Origin of the sequence: Blautia sp. HCP3S3_C4 (assembly GCF_052064095.1) — a bacterium.
Taxonomy (GTDB): domain Bacteria; phylum Bacillota; class Clostridia; order Lachnospirales; family Lachnospiraceae; genus Blautia_A.
Genome location: NZ_JBQHWF010000003.1, coordinates 190646 through 213835, shown reverse-complemented (window position 1 = coordinate 213835; position 23190 = coordinate 190646). Strand labels below are relative to the sequence as shown.

Genomic DNA, 23190 nt, shown 5'->3' with positions numbered 1-23190 from the left:
CAAGCACTATTTTTGTTATCTTATTATTGTCAGGAATCCTTAAATTTAATCTGCCGTGCCACACTGAGCGCAAGTCCCATTTCTGCCATAAGGAATACAATGGATGTACCTCCATAGCTGATAAATGGCAGCGTAACTCCTGTGTTCGGCATCAGGTTTACCACAACCGCAATATTCAGGATAACCTGCAGTGCAATGTGGATAAAAATACCGCTGACCATCAGAGACCCAAACATATCCGGTGCATTCTGCGCAATAAAAAATAATCTGTACAAAAGATAAGCATATAAAAGCAACACAATGATCCCGCCGAAAATCCCCAGTTCCTCACAGATAATAGAAAAAATCATATCATTCTGTGCTTCCGGCACACTTCCAAGCTTCTGGATACTGTTGCCCAGCCCTCTGCCAAAAAAGCCTCCGGAACCAATGGCATACAGAGCCTGTATTGTCTGATAGCCCCAGGTATCTGCAAAATCCTCCGGGTGCAGCCATACCATAATACGACGAAGACGGAAGCTGATATCTCCGTCTACGCTGACTGTGGCATTCAAAAACATGACCAAAGCTGCAATCCCGGCAATTCCTGCCCCTCCCAGAATAAAAAATATTTTTGTATCCGGATGTGCCACAAAGATCAGGCCAACCGTAATCGCAAAGATAATAATTGCTGTACTCAGGTTATCTGTAAACTGGTAAGCCCCAAACGCAAGCAGACCACCCACGCCCAACAGAACCATACATGCTTTCAGAGTTTTGATCCTGCGTCCCATTTTGATGATCATGTAGGGCAGACACACGATGACTGCCACTTTTGCAATCTCTGATGGCTGAAACTGGATCGGTCCGATCTGCAGCCACCTCTGGGCACCATTGGCAGCAGTTCCCAGAGGGGTTTTTACCAGAAGCATAAGTCCAAATGCTGCTACATATAAAATTGTAGTAAAATAATATAAAATATGATAATCAATTCTGGAAATGATCAGAGCCATCACAATACACGCTACACTGATCGCTGCCTGTTTTTTAAAATAAAACATATCATTTCCATATTTCACTTCCGCCATATAGGAACTGGTACTGTACAGCATAACCAGTCCAAAGCAGATCAGAAGCACTATGACTGCCACCAGACTGTAATCGTAATAATCTGCCCTGGCATGCTGTATGGATCTGCCTGCTTTTGCACCGGAAATCCCGCTCTGCTTCCGCGTTTTTGTTTTCTGCATGGAATCACCTTCATTATATCGCTTGTTACCATTCATCTTATGATAACCTTTTATCTTTTTCGTATTATAGCAGAAAGTTTCCGCAGACGCAATGAATTACCATAATAACATTTAATCTTCGTCTGAAATTTCCACCGGATCTGTCTCAAAAATAAATTTCACATTTCCGTCCATATCAGAAGCTTTGTCTGTAAAGGTTGTATACATAACATCATCAGACTGGATTGCCTCAAAACGATCCAAAATCTTCTGCAGATCGTCGGTGACTGTCTCATCCAGTTTTTCAATTCCTTCTTTATAGAATTTCTCCTGGCCATCATACAGTTCTTTTGCTCCGTCCTTCAGATCACTGATTCCATCCTTTAACTGATCACTTCCATCAGCCAGCTTATCAGCACCATCCTTCAGTGTACCCACTCCGGAAACCAGACTGCTGGTTCCACTCTTTAAAGTCTTGGTTCCGCTTGCAAGGGTACCTGTTCCATTTGCAAGAGTATCTGCCCCGCTTGCAAGCTGGGAGGCTCCGCTGTTTAATGAAGAGCTGTTTGCAGAAAGCTGGGAAGCTCCACTGGTAAGAGCTCCGCTGTTGGAAGCAAGTGTTCCTACGCCACTTACCAGCTGTCCGGTAGCAGAACTGATCTGAGAGATACCGCTTGTCAAAGTCTTTCTGGCATCTTTAAGAGTCTTAGCTCCCTTCAGCAAAGCATTGGCATTGGCATTATTTTTGCCCTGCAAAGTTGTAATACCATCTGTAAGGGTCTGACCTGACTTCAGAAGTGTATCTGCTCCTGAGATCATCTGTTCAGTGCTTGCCTTTGCCAGGCTTTCATAACCGTTCTGAAGCTTTGTGTTGGCTGTTGTCAGCTGATCAGAACCGGCCTGCAGCTGTTTTACTCCCTCAAGCATAACCGGAAGCTGTTCCTCCATCTGGGTAAATAAGGTGCTCATTCCATTCACACCCTGGGAAAGCTGTGTTCCAAGTCCGGAAAGCTGTGCTCCGCTACTCTTCAATGCTTCATCATTTGCTGTCAATGTCTGTGCTCCTGCATTCAGCGTGTCTACCGCTGTTTTTACATTCTGCATTCCGGAGCTCAGAAGCTCCAGCTGTTTTTGAAGGGTCTCTACACTTGAATTAACAGCTTCTTCCTGGGTTTCTGCAGTTGCTGATGCTGTCTGTGCAGAGCTTCTCAGTGCTGATGCTGCCGCCTGCAGTGCTGAAGTATCCGGTGCTGATGCTGTAATCGTAGAAGTATCAATTCCTGAGGCAGTAGCCTCTGCTGCCTGTACAGAACCCAGTGCACTGTTTACTGCAGATGCCACTGCTGCTGCAGTTTCCTCATCCATGTTACTGTAATCAATATTGTTCAGTGCAGCTTCTGCTGCCTCCAGACTTCCATTCACAGAGCTGATACCTGCTTCCACAGAAGAAGCATCCACTGAAACCTCAGAAGCATTACTGATCCAGGATTCGATTTCGTCAGCCTGGCTGTTCATAGTATCCGCACTGTTGTCCAGCTGTGCGGACATGGCATTTGTTCCCTGCTGAATGGAAGACGTCTGAGAGGATGCCAGCGTATTCAATGAGCTTTCCAATGAGGATAAACCTGCTGCCAGCTGTTCCACACTGTCTATATATTCCTGTACCTTTTCTGTATATGCAGATACACCATCTGTATACTGTGTTACATTCTGTCCAAAATTCTTGATCATATCAGGATCAATCTGTGAAGAAAGGGCTGTCATTTTCTCTGCTGCAGACTGTATTCCCTTTACTGCTGTATCAATCCCGGGAACCATCTGACCCATTCCCTCAACCAGACTCTTGATTCCTCCTGCATACTGGCTCACACCTCCTGCCAGCTGGCTGGCTCCGGCAATATACTGTTTCATTCCGTCTGTCAGTGTGGTAGCTCCATTAACGTAATTCTGCACACCTCCTGCAAGCTGATTGCCTCCTGCAACATACGCATTTACACCGTCGCTCAGGGATTTCATTCCCGCCTGATATTCTTCCATTTTACTGTCCAGTGTATTTACACCTGCTGTATATTGTCTGATTCCTGCTGAAAGAGTATCCGCTCCTGAGGTATAGGAGGATACGCCGCTGTTCAGGGATTTCGCTCCTGTACTTAAGGTTTTTGCTCCACTGTCTACTTTCTGGACGCCTTCATCCAGACTCTTTGCTCCGTCATCCAGAGTCTTGGCACCATCACTTAATTCATTTACTCCAGACTGAAGACTGCTGATTCCATCTGCAAATTCCTTATATTTTTCATTTAAGGTATCTGTTCCGTCATACAGTTCTTTAGAACCATCCACAAGCTTCAGAGCAGCATCCTTCAGATCATTCATGGAATCCTTCAGATCATCCAGTCCATCCACATCACCCAGATCCATGTCCTTGAAAATATCTGTCAATGCAGCAGTAAAGGTAGAACTCATTTCACAGTCTGTAACATCTGCCTCCATGGTAAATCCTTCTGGAATATCAATCTTATCTGCCATATCAGAAGTAAGATCCAGACTTTCTTTCAATCCCGGCATTCCCAGGCCTACTACCACATTTCTGCTTCCATCGGAAATAACCTTTCCATTATCCACTGTAATATTACTGAAATTATCTGTGGACAGGATCATTCCTGTAACCATAACAAAGGGCGAATAAATCTCTGTATTTTTTCCATCAATTTTAGTTGTCTTTTTAGAATTATTGGTATAGGTGACCACCATCTTCAGATGTCCTGTTCTGCCGGCCAGCTCCTCCGGAGAAATCTCAGTTCCATCCATATAATATTTAATACTTACAGAAACCGGCAAATCCTTATCTGTTTTACCCTGATAATAAATATCCTTGCCGTCTGTATTCCAGGTAAGATTATCACCTTTCTGAGTAAAGGTCTCATCGCCCTTCACATTTTTAATATCTGCCAGGTCTGAAGCATCCTTCACATCAGTGGAATTTTTTCCTGAATTTTTCAGCCAGTCAGATACTGTTACATCTGTAACTTCTCCCTCTGCGGTTGTATTTACATAAACTGTCTCTTCCTTTGAAACATCACTGCTTCCTGTCTGCACTGCTGCCATCACGGTTCCTGCACTTAAAACTGCTGCCATTCCTGCTGCCAGAGTAGCGGCTGCTGCTTTTTTTCTGTTTCTGTTCATAATAAATTACTCCTTTATATTCTATCTCTTTACAATAAGCTTCTTTTACAGATCTGTTTCTTATTTTTTCTTCTCTTCTGCTGTTTTCTTCTTGGCAAATCCAATAGATGTATGGCAGATAAGTGGGTCAAATATCATAAACATTGCCGGCAGTACCAGAAGTACAACTAAAGTACTGATAACCGCGCCACGAGAAAGCAGATTTGTGATACTTCCGATCATGTCAACCTGTGTATAAAGACCAACACCGAAGGTTGCTGCGAAGAAACTGCATCCACTGATCACAATTGACTTCATGGAAGTCTTATGTGCAATAGCAATGGCTTCTTTCTTGCCTTTTCCAAGGCCTCTCTCCTTCTGATATCTGCTGGTCATCAGGATCGCATAGTCAACAGTTGCACCCAGCTGGATACATCCGATAACAATACTTGCTACGAATACAACTTCCTTTCCCTGATAATATGGAACAGACATATTAACGAAGATTGCAAATTCAATAACTGCAACCAGGATAACCGGAAGAGAAATGGATTTGAATACGATCATGATAATAATAAAGATTGCCAGAATGGAAATGGTATTTACTGTCTTTAAGTCTACATCTGTAACATCCTGTAAATCCTTTGTCAGAGGTGCTTCACCAATTACCATGGATTCAGGGCTGTAACCTTTTACAATCTTCTGGATCTCATCGATCTGGTTATTTACTTCATCTGTTGCTGTCTTATATTCAGAACAGATAAATTCCATTTCATATTCATCACTCTCCAGCATCTTCTTCAGATCACCGGGAATCATGGTATCCGGGAATGCAGCACCTATGAAGGAATCCATTCCCAGTGCCCATTTCACACCGTTAACATCTTTGATCTGGCTAAGCATTTCTGTTTTCTCTTTTGATGTCAGTCCCTTCTTTAGCAATACCATATGTACATTATTCATGTTAAAGGTATCCTGAAGCTTTGCATTTGCCACATTACTATCCAGAGTAGAAGGCAATGATTTATCAATATTATAGTAGTTTTTCAGATTATTGTTTCCATGGATAGCCGGGAAAAGCATTACCAGGAAAATGATCAGCCATACTTTATAATGCTTTGTAATAAAAGCAGATGCCTTGTCAAAACTTGGAAGCAATGGCCTATGTGTTGTCTTCTCAATTGCTCCGTCAAAGGTAAGTACCAAAGCCGGAAGTAAAGTTACACAACATAAAACACCAATTACAACACCCTTTGCCATTACAATACCCATGTCACGTCCAAGTGCAAATGTCATAAAACAAAGTGCGATAAATCCTGCAACTGTTGTAATGGAACTTCCGATTACAGATTTGAAGGTTGCATTGATGGCATGTGCCATTGCTCTCTCTTTATCACCTTCAAAGCGTTTCTTATTCTCTTCATAGCTGTTCAGCAGGAAAATGGAATAGTCCATGGTAACACCAAGCTGAAGTACTGCTGTCAGAGCCTGAGTGATGTAGGAAATCTGACCAAGGAAAATATTACTTCCCAGGTTATATAAAACTGCCACACCGATGCAGAGCAAAAACAGAACCGGAACTACCAGAGAATCCATTGCAAGGAGAAGTACTACCAGGGAAAGGCAGGAAGCGATCACAACGTAAATCGGCATTTCCTTAAGCGCGATCTGCTTGATATCAGTAACAATACCTGTCATTCCACTGACAAAACAGTTCTTTGAAGTAATCTTGCGGATCTGTGTTACAGCCTCCATGGAAGTTTCTGACGACGTTGTATTATCAAACAACGCAATCATCATGGTTGCATCTCCGTTAAAAAAAGCCTCTTTCAAATCCTTAGGGAGCATTTCCACAGGTACCGACAGATCTAATACACTATCATACCACAAAACCTTTTTCACATGATCTACAGCCTCTATCTTTTCTTTCAAAGCCGCTACATCCTTTAGTTCCATATCCTCCACTACAATCATGGAGAAGGCTCCCATTCCAAACTGATCTACCATAATATCCTGACCCTTTACTGTTTCCAGAGTATCCGGCAGATAGCTCAATACATCATAGTTGATTCTGGTGGCCGCTATACCAAGATATGACGGGATCAGCAATGCAATTCCAATGATAATGATCAGTATTTTGTGTTTTGCAATCCACTTTCCTACCTTAATCATCCTTTTCTCCTCTTCTTTCTTTCTTATTGATACTGTTTAATCATTCTATGACCAACAGTCATTTTTTATTTCATGGAATGTTATATACCAAAACTGACTGTCAGTCAATAATCATTCTGCACAATTTGCCTAAATTTTTCCAGAACAAAAATGTAATATTGACTTTCAGTCATTTTTGTTTAAAATAAAAAGTAAGAATGTATGGAAGAGGGAACTGTAATGGGAAAACTGGAGCTGAATAAAAAAAAGAAAAAAGATGCTCTGTTCACTACCGCTTTTGAGCTATTTACCACAAAAGGGCTTACCAAAACCACAATTTCAGATATTGTAGATCAGGCAGGTGTAGCCAAGGGAACTTTCTATCTTTATTTCAAAGATAAATATGATGTCCGAAATAAACTTATCTCCCACAAGACAGGGGAGCTTTTTTATCATGCCCATGAAGCATTGGCTCGAACTGATATCTGTGATTTTGAAGAACAGGTACATTTTATTGTAGATTATATACTTACAGAATTAGACAGAGACCATACTCTCCTTCTTTTCATCTCCAAGAATCTCTCCTGGGGAATCTTTAAGGGTGCTTTTGAGGAAAAAATGCCAGATGAAGACTACCATTTCTATCAGTCCTATCTGGATATGCTTTCAAAAAGCAGGGTTACCTACGAAAATCCGGAGCTGCTTCTTTTCACTATTATTGAACTGGTCGGCTCCTCCTGTTACAGCTGCATCCTCTATCAGCAGCCGGTACCTCTGGTACAGTACCGGCCTTATCTGCATGCCTCCATTGCTGCCATTATGAAAACCTTTGAGGCAGCTCCTGCTTAGTCTATTTAAAAATATCCTTATTTTATATGCTATTTGCAGTCTTTACATGACGCCTTGCAGGGATTATCAAAGCTGGGGTTAAAGGCATAGAAATTCTTTGCATCCAGATTCTCCTGAACAGACCGCAGCGCTTCTCCAAATCTCTGAAAATGTACAATCTCTCTGGCTCTCAGAAATTTGATGGGATCTGCTATCTCCGGTATATCCCGCACAACGCGCAGGATATTATCATAGGTTGACCTGGCCTTCTGCTCTGCTGCAAGATCTTCAAATAAATCCGTGACAGGATCTCCTTTACTCTGAAACTCACAGGCATTAAAGGGAATTCCTCCTGCAGCCTGAGGCCATACTCCCACTGTATGATCAATATAGTAAGGTCCAAAACCTGACTTTTCAATTTCCTCCATGGAGAGATCCCGTGTAAGCTGATGAACAATGGTAGATACCATCTCTAAATGTGCCAGTTCGTCAGCACATAAAGGTTATCATTGATTATTTCAAAAAGAGCCCCAAGTAACTTTGGAGCTCTTTTTGAATCATATACTTTTATTTCTTCTTAATTATTGCATCAAAACCGGCCTTTTTCAACTTATCGACCATTTCTTTAGCATTTGTTTTTTTTGCATACGCTCCAACCTGTACATAGTATCTCGTTGTTGGTTTTTTTGTACTTCCAGAGTTTGTTTTTGTTGATGTATCTCCCGTAATGTTCTTACCAATGATTCCTTCTGCAATCAGCTTTGCATGAGCATCAAAGCCAAGTTTCTTTGCTTTTTCGTAATCTGATTTTGAATCGCAGAAGAAGCTCTCGATCAGGACAGCTTTAGCTTTTGTCTTTCTGGTCCAATACAAACCTGTTTTAATCTGTGGTCCTCTATTATCCCAGATAGTCCCAAGTTTCTCGCAAATTCTTGCTGCCACTTCTTTTCCGGCTTCGTTATAGGCATATGCTTCGCATCCATGTGCATTGCCATTGAATGCATTCAGATGAAGTTGAACAGACAGATCACAATTCTGTTTTCCTTCTTCTCCGATGAAGTAATTAATTTCATCATTCAGGGAATGAAGCTGTCCTTCTGGAGCAATGCAAAGAGTTGCTTTATGGCCTGCTTTCTTTAGCCATTCAACTACATAAGGGGCAAGCTCTTTGTTATATTTGTATTCGTTCACTCCACCACAACCAGTACCGTCAGCCGAAGAAATAACTCCATTGCCATAATCGGCATGACCTACACAAATAAAATAATTCATAACATCCTCACTTTCCGGTTCTTCTGAACCTAATATAGCGTTCAAGATTCTAATGATCTGTTTTCCATATCCTTTTCCGGCAGCCCAGCCTTGGTGTGTTGGATTCTCCTGGATTCAAGCCATTCAACATATTCTGCTGTGCCTCTTGCGACATACAAAAAGCGTGGATCCACACAAGTCTGCATCAGTCTTTCATTGCTGGCATACGCTTTCAAATGTTGAATCTGTTCTCTGACCCCTTTGATCGGTATATCAAAGCTGTTTCCCTTCATTCCGTTTTTAGTAACTCCTAGGCCGCAAAAATTATTTTGTTCAAAGTCCACCGCTGATCCGCAGAATGTAAAATTCCCCGTTTCCAAGCATGACTGCACAAAAGCTATATCTCCGCGAACGCCTTCTGCTTCTCCTTCTGTTATATAGATTGCCGCTAATTTTGTGACCGAATCGGTCACTTTGGGATTTACCTTTTTAATATAAGTCTGGAGCTGTTCCACTGTAGCTTTTGACTTACCCATGATTCTTAACATTTGTTTTTTCCTCCGCCTAAAAGGAGATATTTTCCCATCCCTTGAATCATTCGTCTTTGTTTGCCTGTTTTACGATCTGGTTCACATATGTAGAAAGACCGGCAATCAGAATTCCCTGTGTGATTGCCGTAAAGATTGCCATTGCAACATCCTGTCCGGTACCGCAGGTGCAAGTGGCAAACACATAGACCGCACAGATTGCAATGCTGATTCCGCCAAGGATAAGCGGAATATACTTATCTTTCACTGCCTGCGCCTGTTTGAGTGCCATTCCTACGAAATATAAGGCAATTGCTACTACAACGAGTTCCGGTTTTACATAATTTGTAATCTGTTCCATAATCATTCTCCTTTTCTTTCCAGGTCTTCTATTCTATGATTCGCAACCTTGATTTGTTCCTCATGTACACTCATTTTTTCTTCCAGAGCATAAGTTCTTTTGATGAGGTTATTGTGTTCATTTACTCTTTTGGTCAACTCTTCCAACTTGTACTCCATAAGAGTTCGTGTCTTTTCCTGCTGTGCATTATTGCTGATCACGCATACAATTAATGTAACCGCCGCACTGATGCAGGCTGAAATGATTGTTTCCATCTCTTTTTCCTTTCTGGCAATTGCGCCGGCGCAATTGCCAGAAAGGAAAAAGCCTCTCTTGGCTCCGCTCTAATTCTTCTCATAGATTTCTCCTAAACAAAAAGAGAGCATTTCTGCTCTCTAAAAATATGTAATATATGTTCCTCCTTGACATTTCTTTTCATGTTCTTTATACTATCTATGAAAGTTGTTTTTTTGTTGCTCTCACGTTGGCGGACGTGAGGGCTTTTTTAATTGCTTTCTTCTTCTCCTGGATCCAGATCAGAGCGATCAGGCTCATCACGCTCAGGACTATTGTCCCTGTAAAGAGTTCTAATTTCCCTTCCCAGTTCCAGATCGGGAGCAGTGCAGCTATGTACCCAATTAAGAGGGACACGACCATCTTGTACTCCATGTTCTCACCTTCCTTATCCAATTTTCTGTTTCTGGTAATATCCGATAATGATCTTAGATACATTATCAATGATCTTCTGGTTGTCTTCTTTTGTGTTGTTCTTACAGTAGTCATCGTGGATCCGGATTATCCCGGATCTGTATTTGATTTCTTTAATTACTGCCATATGTAATCACCTCTCTTGAGTTATGCTATGTAATATGGTTGTACAGAGTTCCATCCCCTTATCCTGCTCCCTTTCAAAGTCTTCGATGGTTTAAAGGAGCTAAAGCAGTTCATTAAAGCATTCGTTACTTTTATTGATGCTGACTTAGCGTATCAAGATGCCGTGGCATTCATTTCGGGTTCATCAAACTGATTTGCTCTTCCTTCTGCAACAAGTATTCCATCTTTTGTCCAATACTGGATTACTGTTTGCAGAGGGGTTCCTTTTCCATTTATTTCTTTTATCTGCTTGACTTTTATCATAGGTACTTCCTTTGCGTATACTATACCTACTGTGCTCATTCTCTTTTCGCCTCCTAATCTTGATTATTTTTTCTCGATAAATCTCGAATTCTGTCGAACCGTTTTCCTTGACGGTCTGTTCTACTGCTCCTATCTTATAAGTACAGAGTACTGGCATACTCGAGTATAAAAGAAAGGAGACGCAGCCCATGTCTGTTAACGAATCTGCGAAATATCAGCTTGCAAAAACGTTTACTGAACTTGCTATTCAGAATAATTTAATTGCGAAATATGCAACTGCAGCCGAAACAGCAAAAGAAGTTACAAGTTTCTTCAATACAATTGTAGAAACAATTAATAATTCTGCTAAAGAGTAACTTTAAGTTTTGCTCTGGCAGATGTAAGTTCTGCCAGAGCGCTTACCAATGCTACAAGTTCCTCTGTGCATATTGAATTTTCTTTCACCTTTTCCTGTATTCTGTCGCATAACGTTCCTATAGTTTCATCAACTTTGTTCTGTATCGTCATGGTTCTCACCTCTTTCTGGATATTCAATTATTTAGTCGAGTTTTTCTCAACTACATGGGTAAAAAAATAAGAATGAATATCGGAAAGAGGAATCTCTAATGCAACTATTGCACTCTCCATTTCATCCTGTCCCCAGTCCACCACATTGTTTAATTTATTGCTAACAGACACTTCTGATAATCCAATATTCCTTGAAAATTCAGCTTGCGTGCCAAAGTTTTCTCTTATGCGCCCGCGCAATTTTCTATAGTCGTAAAACAGTTTCTTTCACCTCCTATAGTTGAGTTTTTCTCAACCGTCTGTGTAATACCATTGTCGTGTAAATATGTCAATGGCGTTTTTAAGTTTTTCTCAATTTTTATAAATAATTATTGATATTTTCTCAACTTCTGTTTTATAATTCTATTAAAGAAATCTTTAAGGAGGTTTTGCTTTGGACAAGGTTGATATAAAAGAAAGAATAAAACAAGGTTTGGAAATTCGTGAAATTACTCAAACTCAGTTGGCAGCAAGGGCCAATATTGATAAAGGACAACTTAGTTCATATATATCAGGAAAATATAAGCCTAGACAAAATAATATAGATGCTATTGCATCAGCATTAAACGTAAGCGAAGCATGGCTTATGGGTTTTGATGTTCCTATGGAAAGAGTTCCCAATAAGACAGAATCTGTTCAGAGTTCTTCCGTCTCTACTCAGTGTAAGGAGATCATAGAAGTATGCAATCAGTTGTCTCCTCATAACCAGAGAAAGGTTCTCGCCTACTCTAAGAACCTTCTCTCCACCCAGCAGATGGAAGATGCATTACTGCCAAACGCTGCGCATGAGATGAATCCAACTGAGGAGCAAAAGAAACATGCTGATGATGTTATGAAAGATGATAAAGAATGGTTATAGGAGAAAGTTATGAATACACGAATTGTTTATTGTGATGAAACTGGTGATGACGGACTTAATACCAATTCCAGCAGTGCCTTCATATTGACCAGTCTGAGCATGCCAACAGAATCATGGCAAACGAATTATGATACTTTAAAAAAATTTCGACAATCTTTAAAGGCTGAATATGGTTTTCACACTGGAATGGAAATGCATACCAAACAATTTCTGACCGACAAAAACCCATATCGTACTTTTGGATGGAGTACTGAACAGAAAATTGATATTTTGAAGAAATTTACTTTAGCTATTGCTGCGCTGGATGTTTCTATTGTGAACGTAATCATTGACAAACGGAAAATAAAATCCAATGACTATTCTGTACTTGAGCACGCTCTTACATATAATATTCAGCGAATTGAAAATGATAGTAATGGGGATTGGAATTTTATAATCATAACTGATAAGGGCAGAATCAGTCCAATGAGAAAAACCGCAAGAGCTATTAGAGCTTATAACCCTATTCAATCGCAGTTTGGCGGATATGTGAATAAACCCATCAAATATTTAATTGAAGATATTATGGAAAAAGACTCTGAAGAATCTTATTTTATTCAAATATGTGACTTTGTTTCTTTTTTTGTTCATCTTTATTACAAAACCAGATATCTTGAAGAACCTCTGCCAAACAGAGTTGGGAAGTTAATCACTCCTGAGTTTGTCGGACGTGTTATGGCTACATTGGCTAATAATGGAACTTTAAATTTAAAAGCCAGTCCTAAAAAGTATGGTCTTGTTATTTATCCAAAATAAAACACCACCTACGACGCATTCGCGCTTTCAGTGGTTCAAATATATTATCACATGCTTCAAAAGAAATGTCAACAATAGCTTATCTCAAAATCTTGACATTTTAAACCGAAATAAAAACAGATTTTGTTGACTTCAACAAAATCGTTGCTGCTGGAGCTAAGAAATAGAATTCTTTTACTTGATATAAAAGGAGTAATCCGATTGACTTACGAAGAACTATTAACTCTATCCGATTCGGAGAATTTGATTGTTAAAGAAAAGGAGCTTTCTGGTTATGGCGGCCGGATATATAAGAACAGAATTGCCATCAATCGATCACTTCCTACTCAGGTAGAAAAGTCCTGCGTACTGGCCGAAGAGCTTGGACATCATTACACTACTACTGGAGATATTTTGGATCAGAGCAATACCATGAACCGCAAGCAGGAATACCGGGCACGATTATATGGATATAATCTTAAGATTGGGCTTACGGGTCTGATCAGAGCTTATGAGTCCGGATGCAGAAATTTTTATGAGATGGATGAATATCTGGATGCTACAGAAAAATATTTGAAGGAAGCTATTGATTGTTATAAAGCTAAGTATGGATTGTATGTATCTATAGATAATTACATAATTTATTTTGAGCCATTTGTAGTAATAAAAATAATTTCTACTGAATAATCAAGATAACTATATATTTTTTTGTAAAAAGTATCTCAATTTGCTTTTATCATACTTGTGTATTACATTTTACAGTAGTAAGATATTAATTATGTACTAAGGAATTAATTCGCTTTGGCGTTTTAATAAATATTCCATTTAGGAGGATTAAAAAATGAAAAAGAAGATTTTTGCCATGCTGTTAGCTGGCACACTTGTTTTGTCTGCTTCACCACCTGTGTTTGCTGATGAAAAAGACGACAAGATTGAACAACTTGAAGCTCAAATCGTTGAAATGCAAAAGACGATAGATGATCTTCAAAAGCAGCTCAACGAAGCTTCATCAAAAAATAAGTCTACTTCTCAGGATACTTATAAAATAGGTGAAACATATACCGTAGAAGGTCAATGGAAAATTACAGTCGATTCTGTTGAAGCAACTGACATTCGCAATGAGTATAGTGATAAAGCTCCAGCCGCTGTTTACCTTGTGACATACACTTATGAAAATCTTGGATATGATGATGACGTCATGAATGGATTGTACATAAGCCTTGAAGATGGAATTGTCGACAGCACCGGAAAAATGGGATACTCCTATCCTGGAGATATTTCAATGTATCCACAAGAAACACCGATTGGCGCGTCTTGTCAAGCACAGGCATGCATCGGTGTTGATAATGCCGGAAGCTTTAAAATCAACTTTTATACCTATGATAGCGATGGTCAAAAACAGTCCGCTGTTTTTGAAATTAACATTTAATATACCACGGAGGAAATAAAAATGAAAACTTGGAAATTAGTATCTGGAATCTTATCAATTGTTTTGTTTTTTATGGTTGCTTTTCAGTCATGTGCTGCCGGAATTAGTAATTCTCTCAGTGAAACAGGCGAAGTAAGTGGTTCTGCTGGAATAATCGTTGCTATTATGCTTCTTGCCGGAGGCATTGTATCTATTGCAACTCGCAAAGGTGGCAAAGGTGGAAATATTGCGCTTATTGTTTTATTTGGTATCGCTGCTCTTTTTGGCTATACATTAGCAGGAAGCTTTTCTGATTTGAAAATTTGGGCAACATGGTGCTTAATCAATGTTATTTTAGCAATTGTTTCACTTGTAAAACATAATTAATAAAACCAAAACCGCCCCTGCTGGTAACAGAGACGGCTTTCAAGAATCTTTGCAGTTATAAAAAACTGTGCTATATTCTTCCTGAACAGTTGAATTATAGCACACTTCTTTACATCTGCAAAGGTGTATTTTTTATACCCTTTTTTCGTAAAATGCAATGGAGGTGTGCTAATGAATCTTGAAAATGTATGTCTTTATTTAAGAAAATCCCGTGCCGATCGGGAGGCTGAGGCACGTGGTGAGGGTGAAACTCTTGCCAGGCATGAACGAATCTTATTGGATCTGGCTAAAAGCCGTGGCTATAATGTCGGAGCTATTTACAAGGAAATCGTGTCCGGAGAGACAATCTCTGCCAGACCGGTTATGCAACAGGTTCTTCACGAAGTTGAAGCCGGTATGTGGGATGGAGTTCTCGTAGTAGAGGTAGAACGTCTTGCCAGAGGTGATACAATCGATCAGGGTACTGTATCCAGGGCATTTCAGTATTCTGATACTAAGATCATCACCCCTTCCAAAACATATGATCCAAATAATGAATTCGATGAAGAATACTTCGAATTCGGGCTTTTTATGAGCCGCCGTGAATATAAGACCATCAAACGCCGTTTGAATGCCGGAAGAATCTCTTCTGTGAAAGAAGGGAAATACTGTGGCAATAAGCCGCCTTATGGCTATGAGCGTGTTAAATTAAGCGGTGAGAAAGGATATACCTTACAGCCGATTCCTGCTCAGGCTGATATTGTGAGGATGATTTTCTCCTGGTACTCCGGAGCAGATGGAAATCAGATTGGCGTTGCTAAAATCGTCCGTAAGCTAAATGATATGGGAGTAAAATCTGCCCTTGGAAAGGACTGGACTCCTGTCAGCGTGCAATCTATCCTTGTGAATCCTGTATACACTGGAATGATTCGCTGGAATGGCCGTAAAACCGTTAAATCGATCCAGAATGGCGCTGTTATCCGTTCCCGTCCCAGAGCTAAGGCTGATGATGTTCTTTTGTTTCCTGGGCGGCATCCGGCTATCATATCCAAAGATATGTATGATACTGTACAGCGAATCCGAAAAAAGAATCCTCCGCGCCCTGTGCAGATCACAAATACTATCAAGAATCCTCTTGCCGGCATTGTGTATTGTAGTAAGTGTGGTCGCGCAATGGTCAGAAGACCTTATCAGAAACGTGGACAGGAAGATTCTCTCTTGTGTCCTTATACTTCCTGTTCTACTGTCAGCAGTAAATTGTCACTGGTAGAGAAAGTCTTACTGGATGGAATTAAGAATCTTGTAGATGAATACAAGCTCAGCAGTGATGTTCCTAAGCTTGATATAGATAATGTTATAACGCTTAAAGAAAAACTGATTGAAGAGAAAGAAGCCGAATTGAAGAAATTGGATGCTCAGAAACTAAAACAGTATGATCTGCTTGAGCAGGGAGTATACACGACAGATGTCTTCCTGGAGCGTTCCAAGAGTACTGAAGCCTCTATTGAAGCATGTATCGAATCTATAAAGGGCCTGAGAGAAGAAATTGAGCACGATAAGAAGCTAGTTGAACAGCAGGCTGTATTTATTCCCAAGTGTGAGAATTTATTGGAAAATTACTGGGAATTTGACGCTCAGACAAGGAATAAGCTTCTCAGAGAACTGATCGAGAGAGTTAATTATACTAAAGAGTCAAAGAATGGCTTCCGTAAAGGCGACGAAATTACCTTTACCCTTGATATATTCCCGAAAATTCAATGAAAATTAATCACTGATAACCTCTATGTGCCAGTTCCTCTGTGCCGATATCATTCAGCACTGCCGCAGCCATGCGGTTTGGCATGGTAAACCTCTGAGACAGGTACCTCATAGATGCCCCAATCTCACCATCCGGGCCACCGTACTGGCTGAGGATATACTGTGCAATCTTTGCATTCGGTTTGGTAATATTTACCGGATACTGAAGTCTTTTTTCATAATTCCACATAAGCTATCTGCATCCTCCTTCCCTTTCCCAGGGAAATGGCTGTTCCATCCATTTCCAGTTCTCTGACTCTGACATATCCGTACAATCTATAGTAAGAGGTCCAAAGTTTTGGGCATATTTTTCCAGAAGTTCTTTCCTCTCCTTTACCATTTTTCTGCATAGCATCAGAGCTCTCTCATCACAGGGATGGGTATCCAGGTATAAAAGCAGATCATCTACAGCAAAGCTGACCTGATTTATCCGATTCAGAAGTTGCTTTCCGGACCTGTTTTCGTTCATCGGAAACCACCTCTCTTTCCGCAGAATGGCTTGCAAAGCTGTGGGAAAACTGTTCCCACATTCAAAGCATAAGACAAATCAAAAATATCTGTAAATTCCTGACTGGGAACATAAGCCATGGCAGGCTCCGGAGATTTGGGACGGGTAACCATTTCATTCATTGGCTGCTGGCGGTTCATGCCGCAGGTTCGGTTATAGGGTCTGCCACAGGAACAGGCCATATGATAATTTTCCATATTCAATCCTTCCTGATATCATTTTCCATATTCAGTTACCCTATATTTTATGATACCTTTTCCAAAAGGTGCCCCAGATTACCTATTATGTCTTTTTTAACCAGCACTCCTGACGTTACTGTTCATTCCGTTCACAGTAACGTAGCCAAAATTCATTCCAGATTGCCTGCGGCAATGGAATTTTGGCTTGTATGTCTCGGAATTTTGGCATATCCATGCCAAAACACCTCGCGGGATAGTAGTATGTGAACAGTAACTTCCTAACGCCAAAAAAATCACAAAATTCTCATATTTACAAACAGATTTAATAGTGCTATAGCATCCTTGTTTTCATATGTATAAAAGCTATATAATATTATAAAATATTTCGGGGGAACTGTTGCATAGATTATCATTGGGGATAACAGAAAGTGCATCAGCCCGTTGACTATCTTTTGGAGGAATTATGCAGATTATTATTGTTGGGTGTGGAAATGTCGGCCGAACTCTTGCCGAGCAGCTACAGGAAGAAGAATCCGATATAACTCTTATTGATGTCTCTGCCAACGTGATCAACTCATTGCAGGATGACATTGATGCAATGGGAATTGTAGGAAATGGTGCCAGCATCAATACGCTTATGGAAGCCGGAGTTGACAAGGCAGACATTCTCATTGCAGTGACTGGCTCTGACGAAATGAACCTTCTTTGCTGTCTGATCACCCAGAAAACAGGACACTGCCAGACAATTGCCAGAGTCCGCAATCCAATTTACGGCAATGAGATCAGCTTTATCAAAAAACGTCTCGGTGTAAACATGATCATTAATCCGGAACTGGCAGCAGCCCAGGAGATTTCCCGTCTGCTCCGCTTCCCCTCTGCCATTAAGATCGATACCTTTTCCAGAGGACGGGTAGAGCTTTTGAAATTCAAGGTGCTGCCTGAGTTTGGACTGGATGGTATGACGATTTCGCGCATTACAGAGACACTCAAATGCGATGTGCTTTTCTGTGCCGTTGAGAGCAGGGATCAGGTTTCTATCCCAGGCGGTAATCATATGATCCACAACGGAGACAATGTTTCTATTCTTGCTTCTCCGGTAAATGCCGCTGCCTTTTTCAAAAAAATCGGACTGAAGACCCATCAGGTGAAAAATGCCATCATCGTAGGTGGTGGTACAATCTCCTACTATCTGGCCAAGGCACTTCTTGACATGAATATTTCCGTAAAAATCATTGAGCAGAATACAGCCCGCTGCGAGACCCTGAGTGATCTGCTTCCCAGTGCCACTATTATCAATGGTGACGAACCAACCGCAGCCTTCTCATGGAGGAAGGTCTGCCCCAGACTGAAGCTTTTGTGTCTCTTACCAATCTGGATGAGGAAAATGTTTTCCTTGCACTGTTTGCCAAAACAATTTCCAATGCCAAGCTGGTAGCCAAGGTCAACCGTCTTGCTTTTGACGATGTTATTGACAATCTGGATATTGGAAGTGTAATCTATCCCAAATATATCACTTCTGACAGGATTCTGCAGTATGTACGTGCCATGCAGAACAGTATCGGAAGTAATGTAGAAACCCTTTATCATATTCTGGACAATAAGGCAGAGGCTCTGGAATTTGCCATCCGTGATAATTCTCCGGTAGTTGGGATCCCGCTGTCAGAGCTGAATCTCCGCCAGAATCTTCTGGTTGGATATCTCAACCATAATGGTGTAGTAAAAATTCCCCGCGGACATGACACCATACAGGTAGGTGATACTGTGATCATCGTAACTACCCATAAGGGACTTCGTGATATCACAGACATTCTTGAGAAGTAAAGGAGTCTGATCGTGAATTATTCTATTATTTTTTATATTATCGGATGGATTCTCAAGCTGGAAGCTATATTTATGTTTCTTCCCGGAATCACCGCTGTGATCTACGGTGAAACTTCCGGCTTTGCTTTTCTGATCACCATTATCATCTGTCTGGCTCTTGGCATTCCACTCACCTGGAAAAAGCCATCCAAAAAAGCATTTTACACAAAAGAAGGGTTTGTAACAGTCGCTTTAAGCTGGATTGTACTAAGTATTATGGGAGCACTCCCTTTTATCTTCAGCGGAAGCATTCCAAACCCTGTAGATGCAATATTTGAAACTGTATCCGGTTTTACCACTACCGGAGCCAGTATTCTGGCTGATGTAGAAATCCTTCCCCACTGTGTACTAATCTGGAGAAGCTTTACACACTGGATCGGCGGTATGGGTGTTCTGGTATTTATCCTGTCTCTCCTGCCTCTGACAGGTGGTTATCATATGAACCTGATGAAAGCAGAGAGCCCGGGACCTTCTGTCAGCAAGCTGGTTCCAAAAGTACAGTCCACTGCAAAAATTCTGTATGGAATTTATTTTGTCATGACAGTGATACAGATCATTCTTCTGCTTCTTGGAGGAATGCCTCTGTTTGATTCCCTCTGTGCTGCTTTTGGTACTGCAGGTACCGGAGGATTCGGTATCAAATCCGACAGCATGGCCGGATACAGCACTTACCTTCAGGTTGTGATCACTATATTTATGATCCTGTTTGGAATTAACTTCAATGCCTATTTCCTGCTTATCACCAGGAAATTTGCCCAGGCCTTTAAAATGGAGGAAGTCCGCTATTATCTGGGAATTATTGCGATTGCAGTATTGATCATTACCTGCAACATTTATCACATGTACGAAAGTGTATCAGAATCCCTTCAGCAGGCAGCCTTTCAGGTAGGATCCATCATCACAACCACCGGTTATGCCACAACAGATTTTAACCTATGGCCGGAGATTTCACGAACTATACCGGTAATGCTTATGTTTATAGGAGCCTGTGCAGGAAGTACCGGCGGTGGTATCAAGGTTTCCAGGATCCTGATCCTTTGTAAAACAATCCGCAAGGAACTTCATATTTTTCTGCACCCCAATGCAGTAAAAAAATAAAGATGGATGGCAAAGTCATTCCTCATGAAGTGCTTCGCTCTACCAATATCTTTATAATTGTTTATATACTGATCATTGCCGGATCTATCTTCCTGATTGCCTTTGATGACTTTGACCTGATCACAAACTTTACTGCAGTTACAGCCACCTTTAATAACATCGGGCCCGGTCTGGAGCTGGTAGGTCCTATCGGAAACTTCGGAATGTTTTCCTGGTTTTCCAAAATTGTCCTCACTTTTGATATGCTGGCAGGCCGACTGGAAATTTTCCCATTACTGCTGCTGTTTGTAAGGGATACCTGGAAAAAATTCTAAGACTCAGAGAAATATATCTCTAAATTTATTTTATCTTTTACATTTTGTTCATATATTATCCATATTTATTGGATATAGTATCAGTAAGAAAGATAACTATATCTTTCTTATAAATATTTTTCTTTTTCATACGCGCCGGTACGTAAGTACCGGCCTCCTTCCATTTTATGGGAGTTTTTTTTATTTTCTGCCAACTCCCTCATAATCAAATGCCGGGATAAAGCTCTCCCTGGCAGTCTCACCTTCTTGAAAAAAGCCATTTTCTATTCCAAGTTCCAGTGCTGCATTCAATACCTTTTCATATTCTCTTTCTGTTACCCTGCGGTTTAATTCCCTGTATTTCTCCTGCTCATAAACCGGTGTATACTGATTCATAATGCTGATATAAATCTGCGTTCCAAATGCACGCTGTAAATACTTCAATACCTGAATGGAATTTCTGGTATGTCCCGGCAGGATCAAATGTCTCACAATAGTTCCTTTTTTAATATATCCTTCCTCATCAAAAACAACAGGACCTGTCTGACGCATCATCTCTGCCAGTGCATTTCCTACAATTTCAGGATAATCCGCTGCATGGGAAAACTGCTGTGCCAGCAAAGGATCTGCATATTTATAATCAGGCAGATAAACATCTACATACCCCTCCAGAAGCTTTAAGGTTTCCACCTTCTCATAACCACTGGAATTATACACCACCGGCAATCCCATTCCCTGTTCTCCTGCTATATCCAAAGCAGCAGTAATCTGAGGCACATAATGGGCTCCTGTAACCAGATTGATGTTTGCTGCCCCCTTATCCTGAAGCTCCAGAAATATTTCAGCCAGTCGTTTTACGTCAATCTCACAGCCATCCTTTCCAATGGCAATCTCACGGTTCTGGCAAAAGCAGCACCGCAGCCCGCAGCCGGTAAAAAACACTGCCCCTGAGCCTTTGCATCCTGAAATGCAGGGTTCCTCCCACATATGCAAAGCAGCCCGCGCTGCATAGATTTTATCCGTCATTCCACAGTATCCTGTCCTGCCTGCCATTCTGTCCGCATGACAATTTCTGGGACACAGAGTACAGTCTTTCATATATTTTTCTATTTCATCTGTTTTTTTCTGCATCATCTGTTTGATTCATTCCGTTCCTCTTTCTTATTTGTCAGCCATAGCTTACTGTAAATTTTCTTTTCCGTCAAGGGGGCTTCATTCATATTTTACGATTTCCTTTTTCAGCCTCTTCATAATTCTTTTCTCCAGTCTGGAAATATAAGACTGAGAAATTCCCAGCAGATCAGCTACCTCTTTCTGCGTCTGCTCCTTGCTGTCCCTGCTTCCGATCCCAAATCTCAGCCTTACGATTGTCTGCTCTCTGTCAGACAATTTTCCAATGGCCTTTGTCAGCAGAGAAATTTCTGCTTCATCCTCTAGCCGTCTGGATATCACGTCCTCGTCCGTTCCCAGAATATCTGACAGAAGGAGTTCATTGCCATCCCAGTCTACATTCAGCGGTTCATCAATAGAAACCTCCATTTTGGTCTTGCTGTTCCTGCGCAGATACATCAGGATTTCATTTTCAATACATCTGGATGCATAGGTTGCCAGTTTAATATTCTTCACAGGATTGAAGGTATTGATTGCCTTGATCAGACCTATGGTTCCGATAGAGATCAGATCCTCCACTCCTACCCCTGTATTGTCAAACTTCTTTGCAATATAAACAACCAATCGGAGATTGTGTTCGATCAGAACAGATCTGGCCTCTTCCTTCTGGTCTGTTCCCAGCTTGCCCAACACAAATGCTTCCCTCTTGGGATCCAAAGGTGCAGGCAGCACATCGTTTCCCCCTATATAAAAAATATCCCCTGACCGGTTCATTACCATTCTTGATACAAACTGAACTGGATAACAACTCATAATAATCCCCCTCCTACTGTAGTAATCTGGAATTTAAAAGTACTTCATATTCCTTACCAAAAGCGGAGGGTTCAAAAGGAAATGCAAACACAGGACTTTCTATCTGAACCACTTCTGCCGCGGTCTGAACACAAAGCTTCTCCAGTGTGACCGCCAGAAGCATTCCCTTTTCCCTGTCAATTCCCCGATAGGAAATCAGATGTGGATGAAGCCCTGCGATCTCAGTATCTTGCAGCTCTTCCGGTTTCTCCTGCAGGTGCCTTAACTGATCTGCTGTTTTTTCTGACAATATCTGTTCCAGAATTTCCGGTTTTCCAATAGAAACCGGTTTTCCTGTTACAGAATCCATCAGAAGATTTCCTGAATCGTAAAATCCATAAAAAGAAAATGTTTTCCCCTGATAGGACAGGGTAAGAGGATATACATTTTTCATCCGTATTTTTACAGAATCCTGCAGATAGGACCATGCAGTAAGCAAAAGCCAGGTCACTGTTCCAAGAAGCAGAAAGGTTTTCACGGTAAGATTCCCATGATCTGCAGTCTCCCAAAAGCCTCCACACAGAAACGCAGCCAAATACAATGTCAGCACCGATTTTACAAGGAGACTTCCCTTTTTCAGTCCACAGCCCAAAATCAACATTCCTGTTCCACAGGCTCCGTGAAGGAGTATAAATGCCGGTGGAAACAATTCAAAGGGGATACAAAGAATCAAACTGGAAAACAATGCCCCAAGAAAAGCTCCCAGCAGTGTTCTGAAAAAGCTTTTTCTGCATCGGAATACCCTTCCAACAAACCAGAGAAGGATATAATCCATCAGAAGATTCGTTAAAAAAACTACATCTATGTATACTTCATAATGCATTCTCCTTCCCCCTGTATTCTTTTTTCTGTTAAGCCTTCCCTTTGGTAAGTGCTATTCATTATAGGAGATTACCCTTGCAGATTTTGTCAAAATGGCAGAGACCGGTCTTAGAA

At 40.9% G+C, this 23190-nt stretch carries 25 protein-coding genes and 4 pseudogenes; 10 read left to right on the top strand and 19 right to left on the bottom strand.

Annotation, left to right across the window (positions count from 1 at the left end; genetic code table 11):
• Nucleotides 1–29 precede the first annotated feature (29 nt).
• The 3 genes from ACTNC6_RS04615 to ACTNC6_RS04605 form a co-directional block, all read right to left on the bottom strand.
• Nucleotides 30–1265, bottom strand: a complete 1236-nt coding sequence (locus ACTNC6_RS04615) for an FtsW/RodA/SpoVE family cell cycle protein (protein ID WP_441032944.1) — start codon at nt 1263–1265, stop codon at nt 30–32.
• Nucleotides 1266–1340: 75 nt separating this feature from the next.
• The gene (locus tag ACTNC6_RS04610) at nt 1341–4391 is read right to left on the bottom strand and encodes a hypothetical protein (protein WP_441032941.1); all 3051 of its coding nucleotides are present in this window, start codon (nt 4389–4391) and stop codon (nt 1341–1343) included.
• A 60-nt stretch (nt 4392–4451) separates the two neighbouring features.
• Nucleotides 4452–6542, bottom strand: coding sequence for an efflux RND transporter permease subunit (locus ACTNC6_RS04605; protein ID WP_441043322.1), 2091 nt, complete (start codon nt 6540–6542; stop codon nt 4452–4454).
• A gap of 219 nt (nt 6543–6761) precedes the next feature.
• Here ACTNC6_RS04605 and ACTNC6_RS04600 point away from each other — a divergent pair, with 219 nt between their 5' ends.
• A complete protein-coding gene (locus ACTNC6_RS04600; RefSeq protein ID WP_441043321.1) occupies nt 6762–7370 on the top strand; it encodes a TetR/AcrR family transcriptional regulator in 609 nt (202 codons plus the stop codon).
• A 29-nt stretch (nt 7371–7399) separates the two neighbouring features.
• Here the strand turns inward: ACTNC6_RS04600 and ACTNC6_RS04595 are convergent.
• The 8 genes and pseudogenes from ACTNC6_RS04595 to ACTNC6_RS04560 all read right to left on the bottom strand — a co-directional run.
• Nucleotides 7400–7840 (bottom strand): annotated as a pseudogene (locus tag ACTNC6_RS04595) (manganese catalase family protein); the annotation flags it as partial.
• A gap of 76 nt (nt 7841–7916) precedes the next feature.
• On the bottom strand, nt 7917–8621 hold the full coding sequence (locus ACTNC6_RS04590; RefSeq protein ID WP_441043320.1) for an N-acetylmuramoyl-L-alanine amidase: 705 nt from the start codon (nt 8619–8621) through the stop codon (nt 7917–7919).
• A 41-nt stretch (nt 8622–8662) separates the two neighbouring features.
• Nucleotides 8663–9148 (bottom strand): glucosaminidase domain-containing protein, encoded by a 486-nt coding sequence (locus ACTNC6_RS04585; protein ID WP_441043319.1) that lies wholly within the window; start codon nt 9146–9148, stop codon nt 8663–8665.
• 46 nt (nt 9149–9194) lie between these two features.
• The gene (locus ACTNC6_RS04580; RefSeq protein WP_441043318.1) at nt 9195–9488 is read right to left on the bottom strand and encodes a phage holin family protein; all 294 of its coding nucleotides are present in this window, start codon (nt 9486–9488) and stop codon (nt 9195–9197) included.
• Between the two features lie 2 nt (nt 9489–9490).
• The gene (locus tag ACTNC6_RS04575; protein ID WP_117674585.1) at nt 9491–9742 is read right to left on the bottom strand and encodes a hypothetical protein; all 252 of its coding nucleotides are present in this window, start codon (nt 9740–9742) and stop codon (nt 9491–9493) included.
• Between the two features lie 178 nt (nt 9743–9920).
• Nucleotides 9921–10136 (bottom strand): hypothetical protein, encoded by a 216-nt coding sequence (locus tag ACTNC6_RS04570; protein ID WP_441032924.1) that lies wholly within the window; start codon nt 10134–10136, stop codon nt 9921–9923.
• Between the two features lie 13 nt (nt 10137–10149).
• Nucleotides 10150–10302, bottom strand: a complete 153-nt coding sequence (locus ACTNC6_RS04565) for a hypothetical protein (protein WP_441043317.1) — start codon at nt 10300–10302, stop codon at nt 10150–10152.
• A 152-nt stretch (nt 10303–10454) separates the two neighbouring features.
• A complete protein-coding gene (locus tag ACTNC6_RS04560) occupies nt 10455–10643 on the bottom strand; it encodes a hypothetical protein (RefSeq protein WP_441032918.1) in 189 nt (62 codons plus the stop codon).
• Between the two features lie 149 nt (nt 10644–10792).
• On the opposite strand from ACTNC6_RS04560, the gene ACTNC6_RS04555 reads away from it, so the two are divergent.
• Complete coding sequence (locus ACTNC6_RS04555) at nt 10793–10960, top strand: hypothetical protein (RefSeq protein WP_441032915.1); 168 nt, start codon at nt 10793–10795, stop codon at nt 10958–10960.
• Here the strand turns inward: ACTNC6_RS04555 and ACTNC6_RS04550 are convergent.
• The gene (locus ACTNC6_RS04550) at nt 10950–11111 is read right to left on the bottom strand and encodes a hypothetical protein (protein WP_441032912.1); all 162 of its coding nucleotides are present in this window, start codon (nt 11109–11111) and stop codon (nt 10950–10952) included. The genes ACTNC6_RS04555 and ACTNC6_RS04550 overlap by 11 nt on opposite strands.
• A 27-nt stretch (nt 11112–11138) precedes the next feature.
• Complete coding sequence (locus ACTNC6_RS04545) at nt 11139–11372, bottom strand: DUF739 family protein (RefSeq protein ID WP_441033147.1); 234 nt, start codon at nt 11370–11372, stop codon at nt 11139–11141.
• 172 nt (nt 11373–11544) lie between these two features.
• Here ACTNC6_RS04545 and ACTNC6_RS04540 point away from each other — a divergent pair, with 172 nt between their 5' ends.
• From ACTNC6_RS04540 to ACTNC6_RS04515, 6 genes are all read left to right on the top strand, one after another.
• The gene (locus ACTNC6_RS04540) at nt 11545–12009 is read left to right on the top strand and encodes a helix-turn-helix domain-containing protein (protein ID WP_441043316.1); all 465 of its coding nucleotides are present in this window, start codon (nt 11545–11547) and stop codon (nt 12007–12009) included.
• A gap of 9 nt (nt 12010–12018) precedes the next feature.
• Nucleotides 12019–12804, top strand: coding sequence for a DUF3800 domain-containing protein (locus tag ACTNC6_RS04535; protein ID WP_441043315.1), 786 nt, complete (start codon nt 12019–12021; stop codon nt 12802–12804).
• A 201-nt stretch (nt 12805–13005) separates the two neighbouring features.
• Nucleotides 13006–13470 (top strand): hypothetical protein, encoded by a 465-nt coding sequence (locus ACTNC6_RS04530; protein WP_441043314.1) that lies wholly within the window; start codon nt 13006–13008, stop codon nt 13468–13470.
• Between the two features lie 154 nt (nt 13471–13624).
• The gene (locus ACTNC6_RS04525) at nt 13625–14212 is read left to right on the top strand and encodes a coiled-coil domain-containing protein (protein ID WP_441032902.1); all 588 of its coding nucleotides are present in this window, start codon (nt 13625–13627) and stop codon (nt 14210–14212) included.
• A 21-nt stretch (nt 14213–14233) separates the two neighbouring features.
• Nucleotides 14234–14578 (top strand): hypothetical protein, encoded by a 345-nt coding sequence (locus ACTNC6_RS04520; protein ID WP_441032899.1) that lies wholly within the window; start codon nt 14234–14236, stop codon nt 14576–14578.
• Between the two features lie 171 nt (nt 14579–14749).
• Nucleotides 14750–16318 (top strand): recombinase family protein, encoded by a 1569-nt coding sequence (locus ACTNC6_RS04515; RefSeq protein WP_441043313.1) that lies wholly within the window; start codon nt 14750–14752, stop codon nt 16316–16318.
• A gap of 22 nt (nt 16319–16340) precedes the next feature.
• Here the strand turns inward: ACTNC6_RS04515 and ACTNC6_RS04510 are convergent.
• From ACTNC6_RS04510 to ACTNC6_RS04500, 3 genes and pseudogenes are all read right to left on the bottom strand, one after another.
• Nucleotides 16341–16544: pseudogene (locus ACTNC6_RS04510) on the bottom strand (manganese catalase family protein); the annotation flags it as partial.
• Nucleotides 16545–16547: 3 nt separating this feature from the next.
• Nucleotides 16548–16823 carry a spore coat protein CotJB gene (locus tag ACTNC6_RS04505; RefSeq protein ID WP_441032764.1) on the bottom strand — a complete coding sequence of 92 codons (276 nt, stop codon included), beginning with the start codon at nt 16821–16823 and terminating at the stop codon, nt 16548–16550.
• Complete coding sequence (locus ACTNC6_RS04500) at nt 16820–17059, bottom strand: spore coat associated protein CotJA (protein WP_243874008.1); 240 nt, start codon at nt 17057–17059, stop codon at nt 16820–16822. Before ACTNC6_RS04500 ends, ACTNC6_RS04505 begins: the two co-directional genes overlap by 4 nt.
• Before the next feature lie 445 nt (nt 17060–17504).
• On the opposite strand from ACTNC6_RS04500, the pseudogene trkA reads away from it, so the two are divergent.
• Nucleotides 17505–18862 (top strand): annotated as a pseudogene (trkA, locus tag ACTNC6_RS04495) (Trk system potassium transporter TrkA).
• A 12-nt stretch (nt 18863–18874) separates the two neighbouring features.
• Nucleotides 18875–20313, top strand: a pseudogene (locus ACTNC6_RS04490) (TrkH family potassium uptake protein).
• 180 nt (nt 20314–20493) lie between these two features.
• On the opposite strand, the gene ACTNC6_RS04485 reads toward ACTNC6_RS04490, so the two are convergent.
• The 3 genes from ACTNC6_RS04485 to ACTNC6_RS04475 form a co-directional block, all read right to left on the bottom strand.
• Entirely contained in the window at nt 20494–21426 is a 933-nt protein-coding gene (locus ACTNC6_RS04485) for a radical SAM protein (protein ID WP_441043312.1), read from the bottom strand.
• Between the two features lie 78 nt (nt 21427–21504).
• Complete coding sequence (gene sigE / locus ACTNC6_RS04480) at nt 21505–22215, bottom strand: RNA polymerase sporulation sigma factor SigE (protein ID WP_173743251.1); 711 nt, start codon at nt 22213–22215, stop codon at nt 21505–21507.
• Nucleotides 22216–22228: 13 nt separating this feature from the next.
• Entirely contained in the window at nt 22229–23077 is an 849-nt protein-coding gene (locus tag ACTNC6_RS04475; protein ID WP_173743252.1) for a sigma-E processing peptidase SpoIIGA, read from the bottom strand.
• Between the last annotated feature and the right edge of the window lie 113 nt (nt 23078–23190).

Bases quoted from the DNA above. Each gene is read 5' to 3' on its own strand.
- ACTNC6_RS04615 (WP_441032944.1), bottom strand. From the start codon at position 1,265: ATGAATGGTAACAAGCGATATAATGAAGGTGATTCCATGCAGAAAACA.
- ACTNC6_RS04610 (WP_441032941.1), bottom strand. From the start codon at position 4,391: ATGAACAGAAACAGAAAAAAAGCAGCAGCCGCTACTCTGGCAGCAGGA.
- ACTNC6_RS04605 (WP_441043322.1), bottom strand. From the start codon at position 6,542: ATGATTAAGGTAGGAAAGTGGATTGCAAAACACAAAATACTGATCATT.
- ACTNC6_RS04600 (WP_441043321.1), top strand. From the start codon at position 6,762: ATGGGAAAACTGGAGCTGAATAAAAAAAAGAAAAAAGATGCTCTGTTC.
- ACTNC6_RS04590 (WP_441043320.1), bottom strand. From the start codon at position 8,621: ATGAATTATTTTATTTGTGTAGGTCATGCCGATTATGGCAATGGAGTT.
- ACTNC6_RS04585 (WP_441043319.1), bottom strand. From the start codon at position 9,148: ATGTTAAGAATCATGGGTAAGTCAAAAGCTACAGTGGAACAGCTCCAG.
- ACTNC6_RS04580 (WP_441043318.1), bottom strand. From the start codon at position 9,488: ATGGAACAGATTACAAATTATGTAAAACCGGAACTCGTTGTAGTAGCA.
- ACTNC6_RS04575 (WP_117674585.1), bottom strand. From the start codon at position 9,742: ATGGAAACAATCATTTCAGCCTGCATCAGTGCGGCGGTTACATTAATT.
- ACTNC6_RS04570 (WP_441032924.1), bottom strand. From the start codon at position 10,136: ATGGAGTACAAGATGGTCGTGTCCCTCTTAATTGGGTACATAGCTGCA.
- ACTNC6_RS04565 (WP_441043317.1), bottom strand. From the start codon at position 10,302: ATGGCAGTAATTAAAGAAATCAAATACAGATCCGGGATAATCCGGATC.
- ACTNC6_RS04560 (WP_441032918.1), bottom strand. From the start codon at position 10,643: ATGAGCACAGTAGGTATAGTATACGCAAAGGAAGTACCTATGATAAAA.
- ACTNC6_RS04555 (WP_441032915.1), top strand. From the start codon at position 10,793: ATGTCTGTTAACGAATCTGCGAAATATCAGCTTGCAAAAACGTTTACT.
- ACTNC6_RS04550 (WP_441032912.1), bottom strand. From the start codon at position 11,111: ATGACGATACAGAACAAAGTTGATGAAACTATAGGAACGTTATGCGAC.
- ACTNC6_RS04535 (WP_441043315.1), top strand. From the start codon at position 12,019: ATGAATACACGAATTGTTTATTGTGATGAAACTGGTGATGACGGACTT.
- ACTNC6_RS04525 (WP_441032902.1), top strand. From the start codon at position 13,625: ATGAAAAAGAAGATTTTTGCCATGCTGTTAGCTGGCACACTTGTTTTG.
- ACTNC6_RS04520 (WP_441032899.1), top strand. From the start codon at position 14,234: ATGAAAACTTGGAAATTAGTATCTGGAATCTTATCAATTGTTTTGTTT.
- ACTNC6_RS04515 (WP_441043313.1), top strand. From the start codon at position 14,750: ATGAATCTTGAAAATGTATGTCTTTATTTAAGAAAATCCCGTGCCGAT.
- ACTNC6_RS04505 (WP_441032764.1), bottom strand. From the start codon at position 16,823: ATGAACGAAAACAGGTCCGGAAAGCAACTTCTGAATCGGATAAATCAG.
- ACTNC6_RS04500 (WP_243874008.1), bottom strand. From the start codon at position 17,059: ATGGAAAATTATCATATGGCCTGTTCCTGTGGCAGACCCTATAACCGA.
- ACTNC6_RS04485 (WP_441043312.1), bottom strand. From the start codon at position 21,426: ATGATGCAGAAAAAAACAGATGAAATAGAAAAATATATGAAAGACTGT.
- sigE (WP_173743251.1), bottom strand. From the start codon at position 22,215: ATGAGTTGTTATCCAGTTCAGTTTGTATCAAGAATGGTAATGAACCGG.
- ACTNC6_RS04475 (WP_173743252.1), bottom strand. From the start codon at position 23,077: ATGCATTATGAAGTATACATAGATGTAGTTTTTTTAACGAATCTTCTG.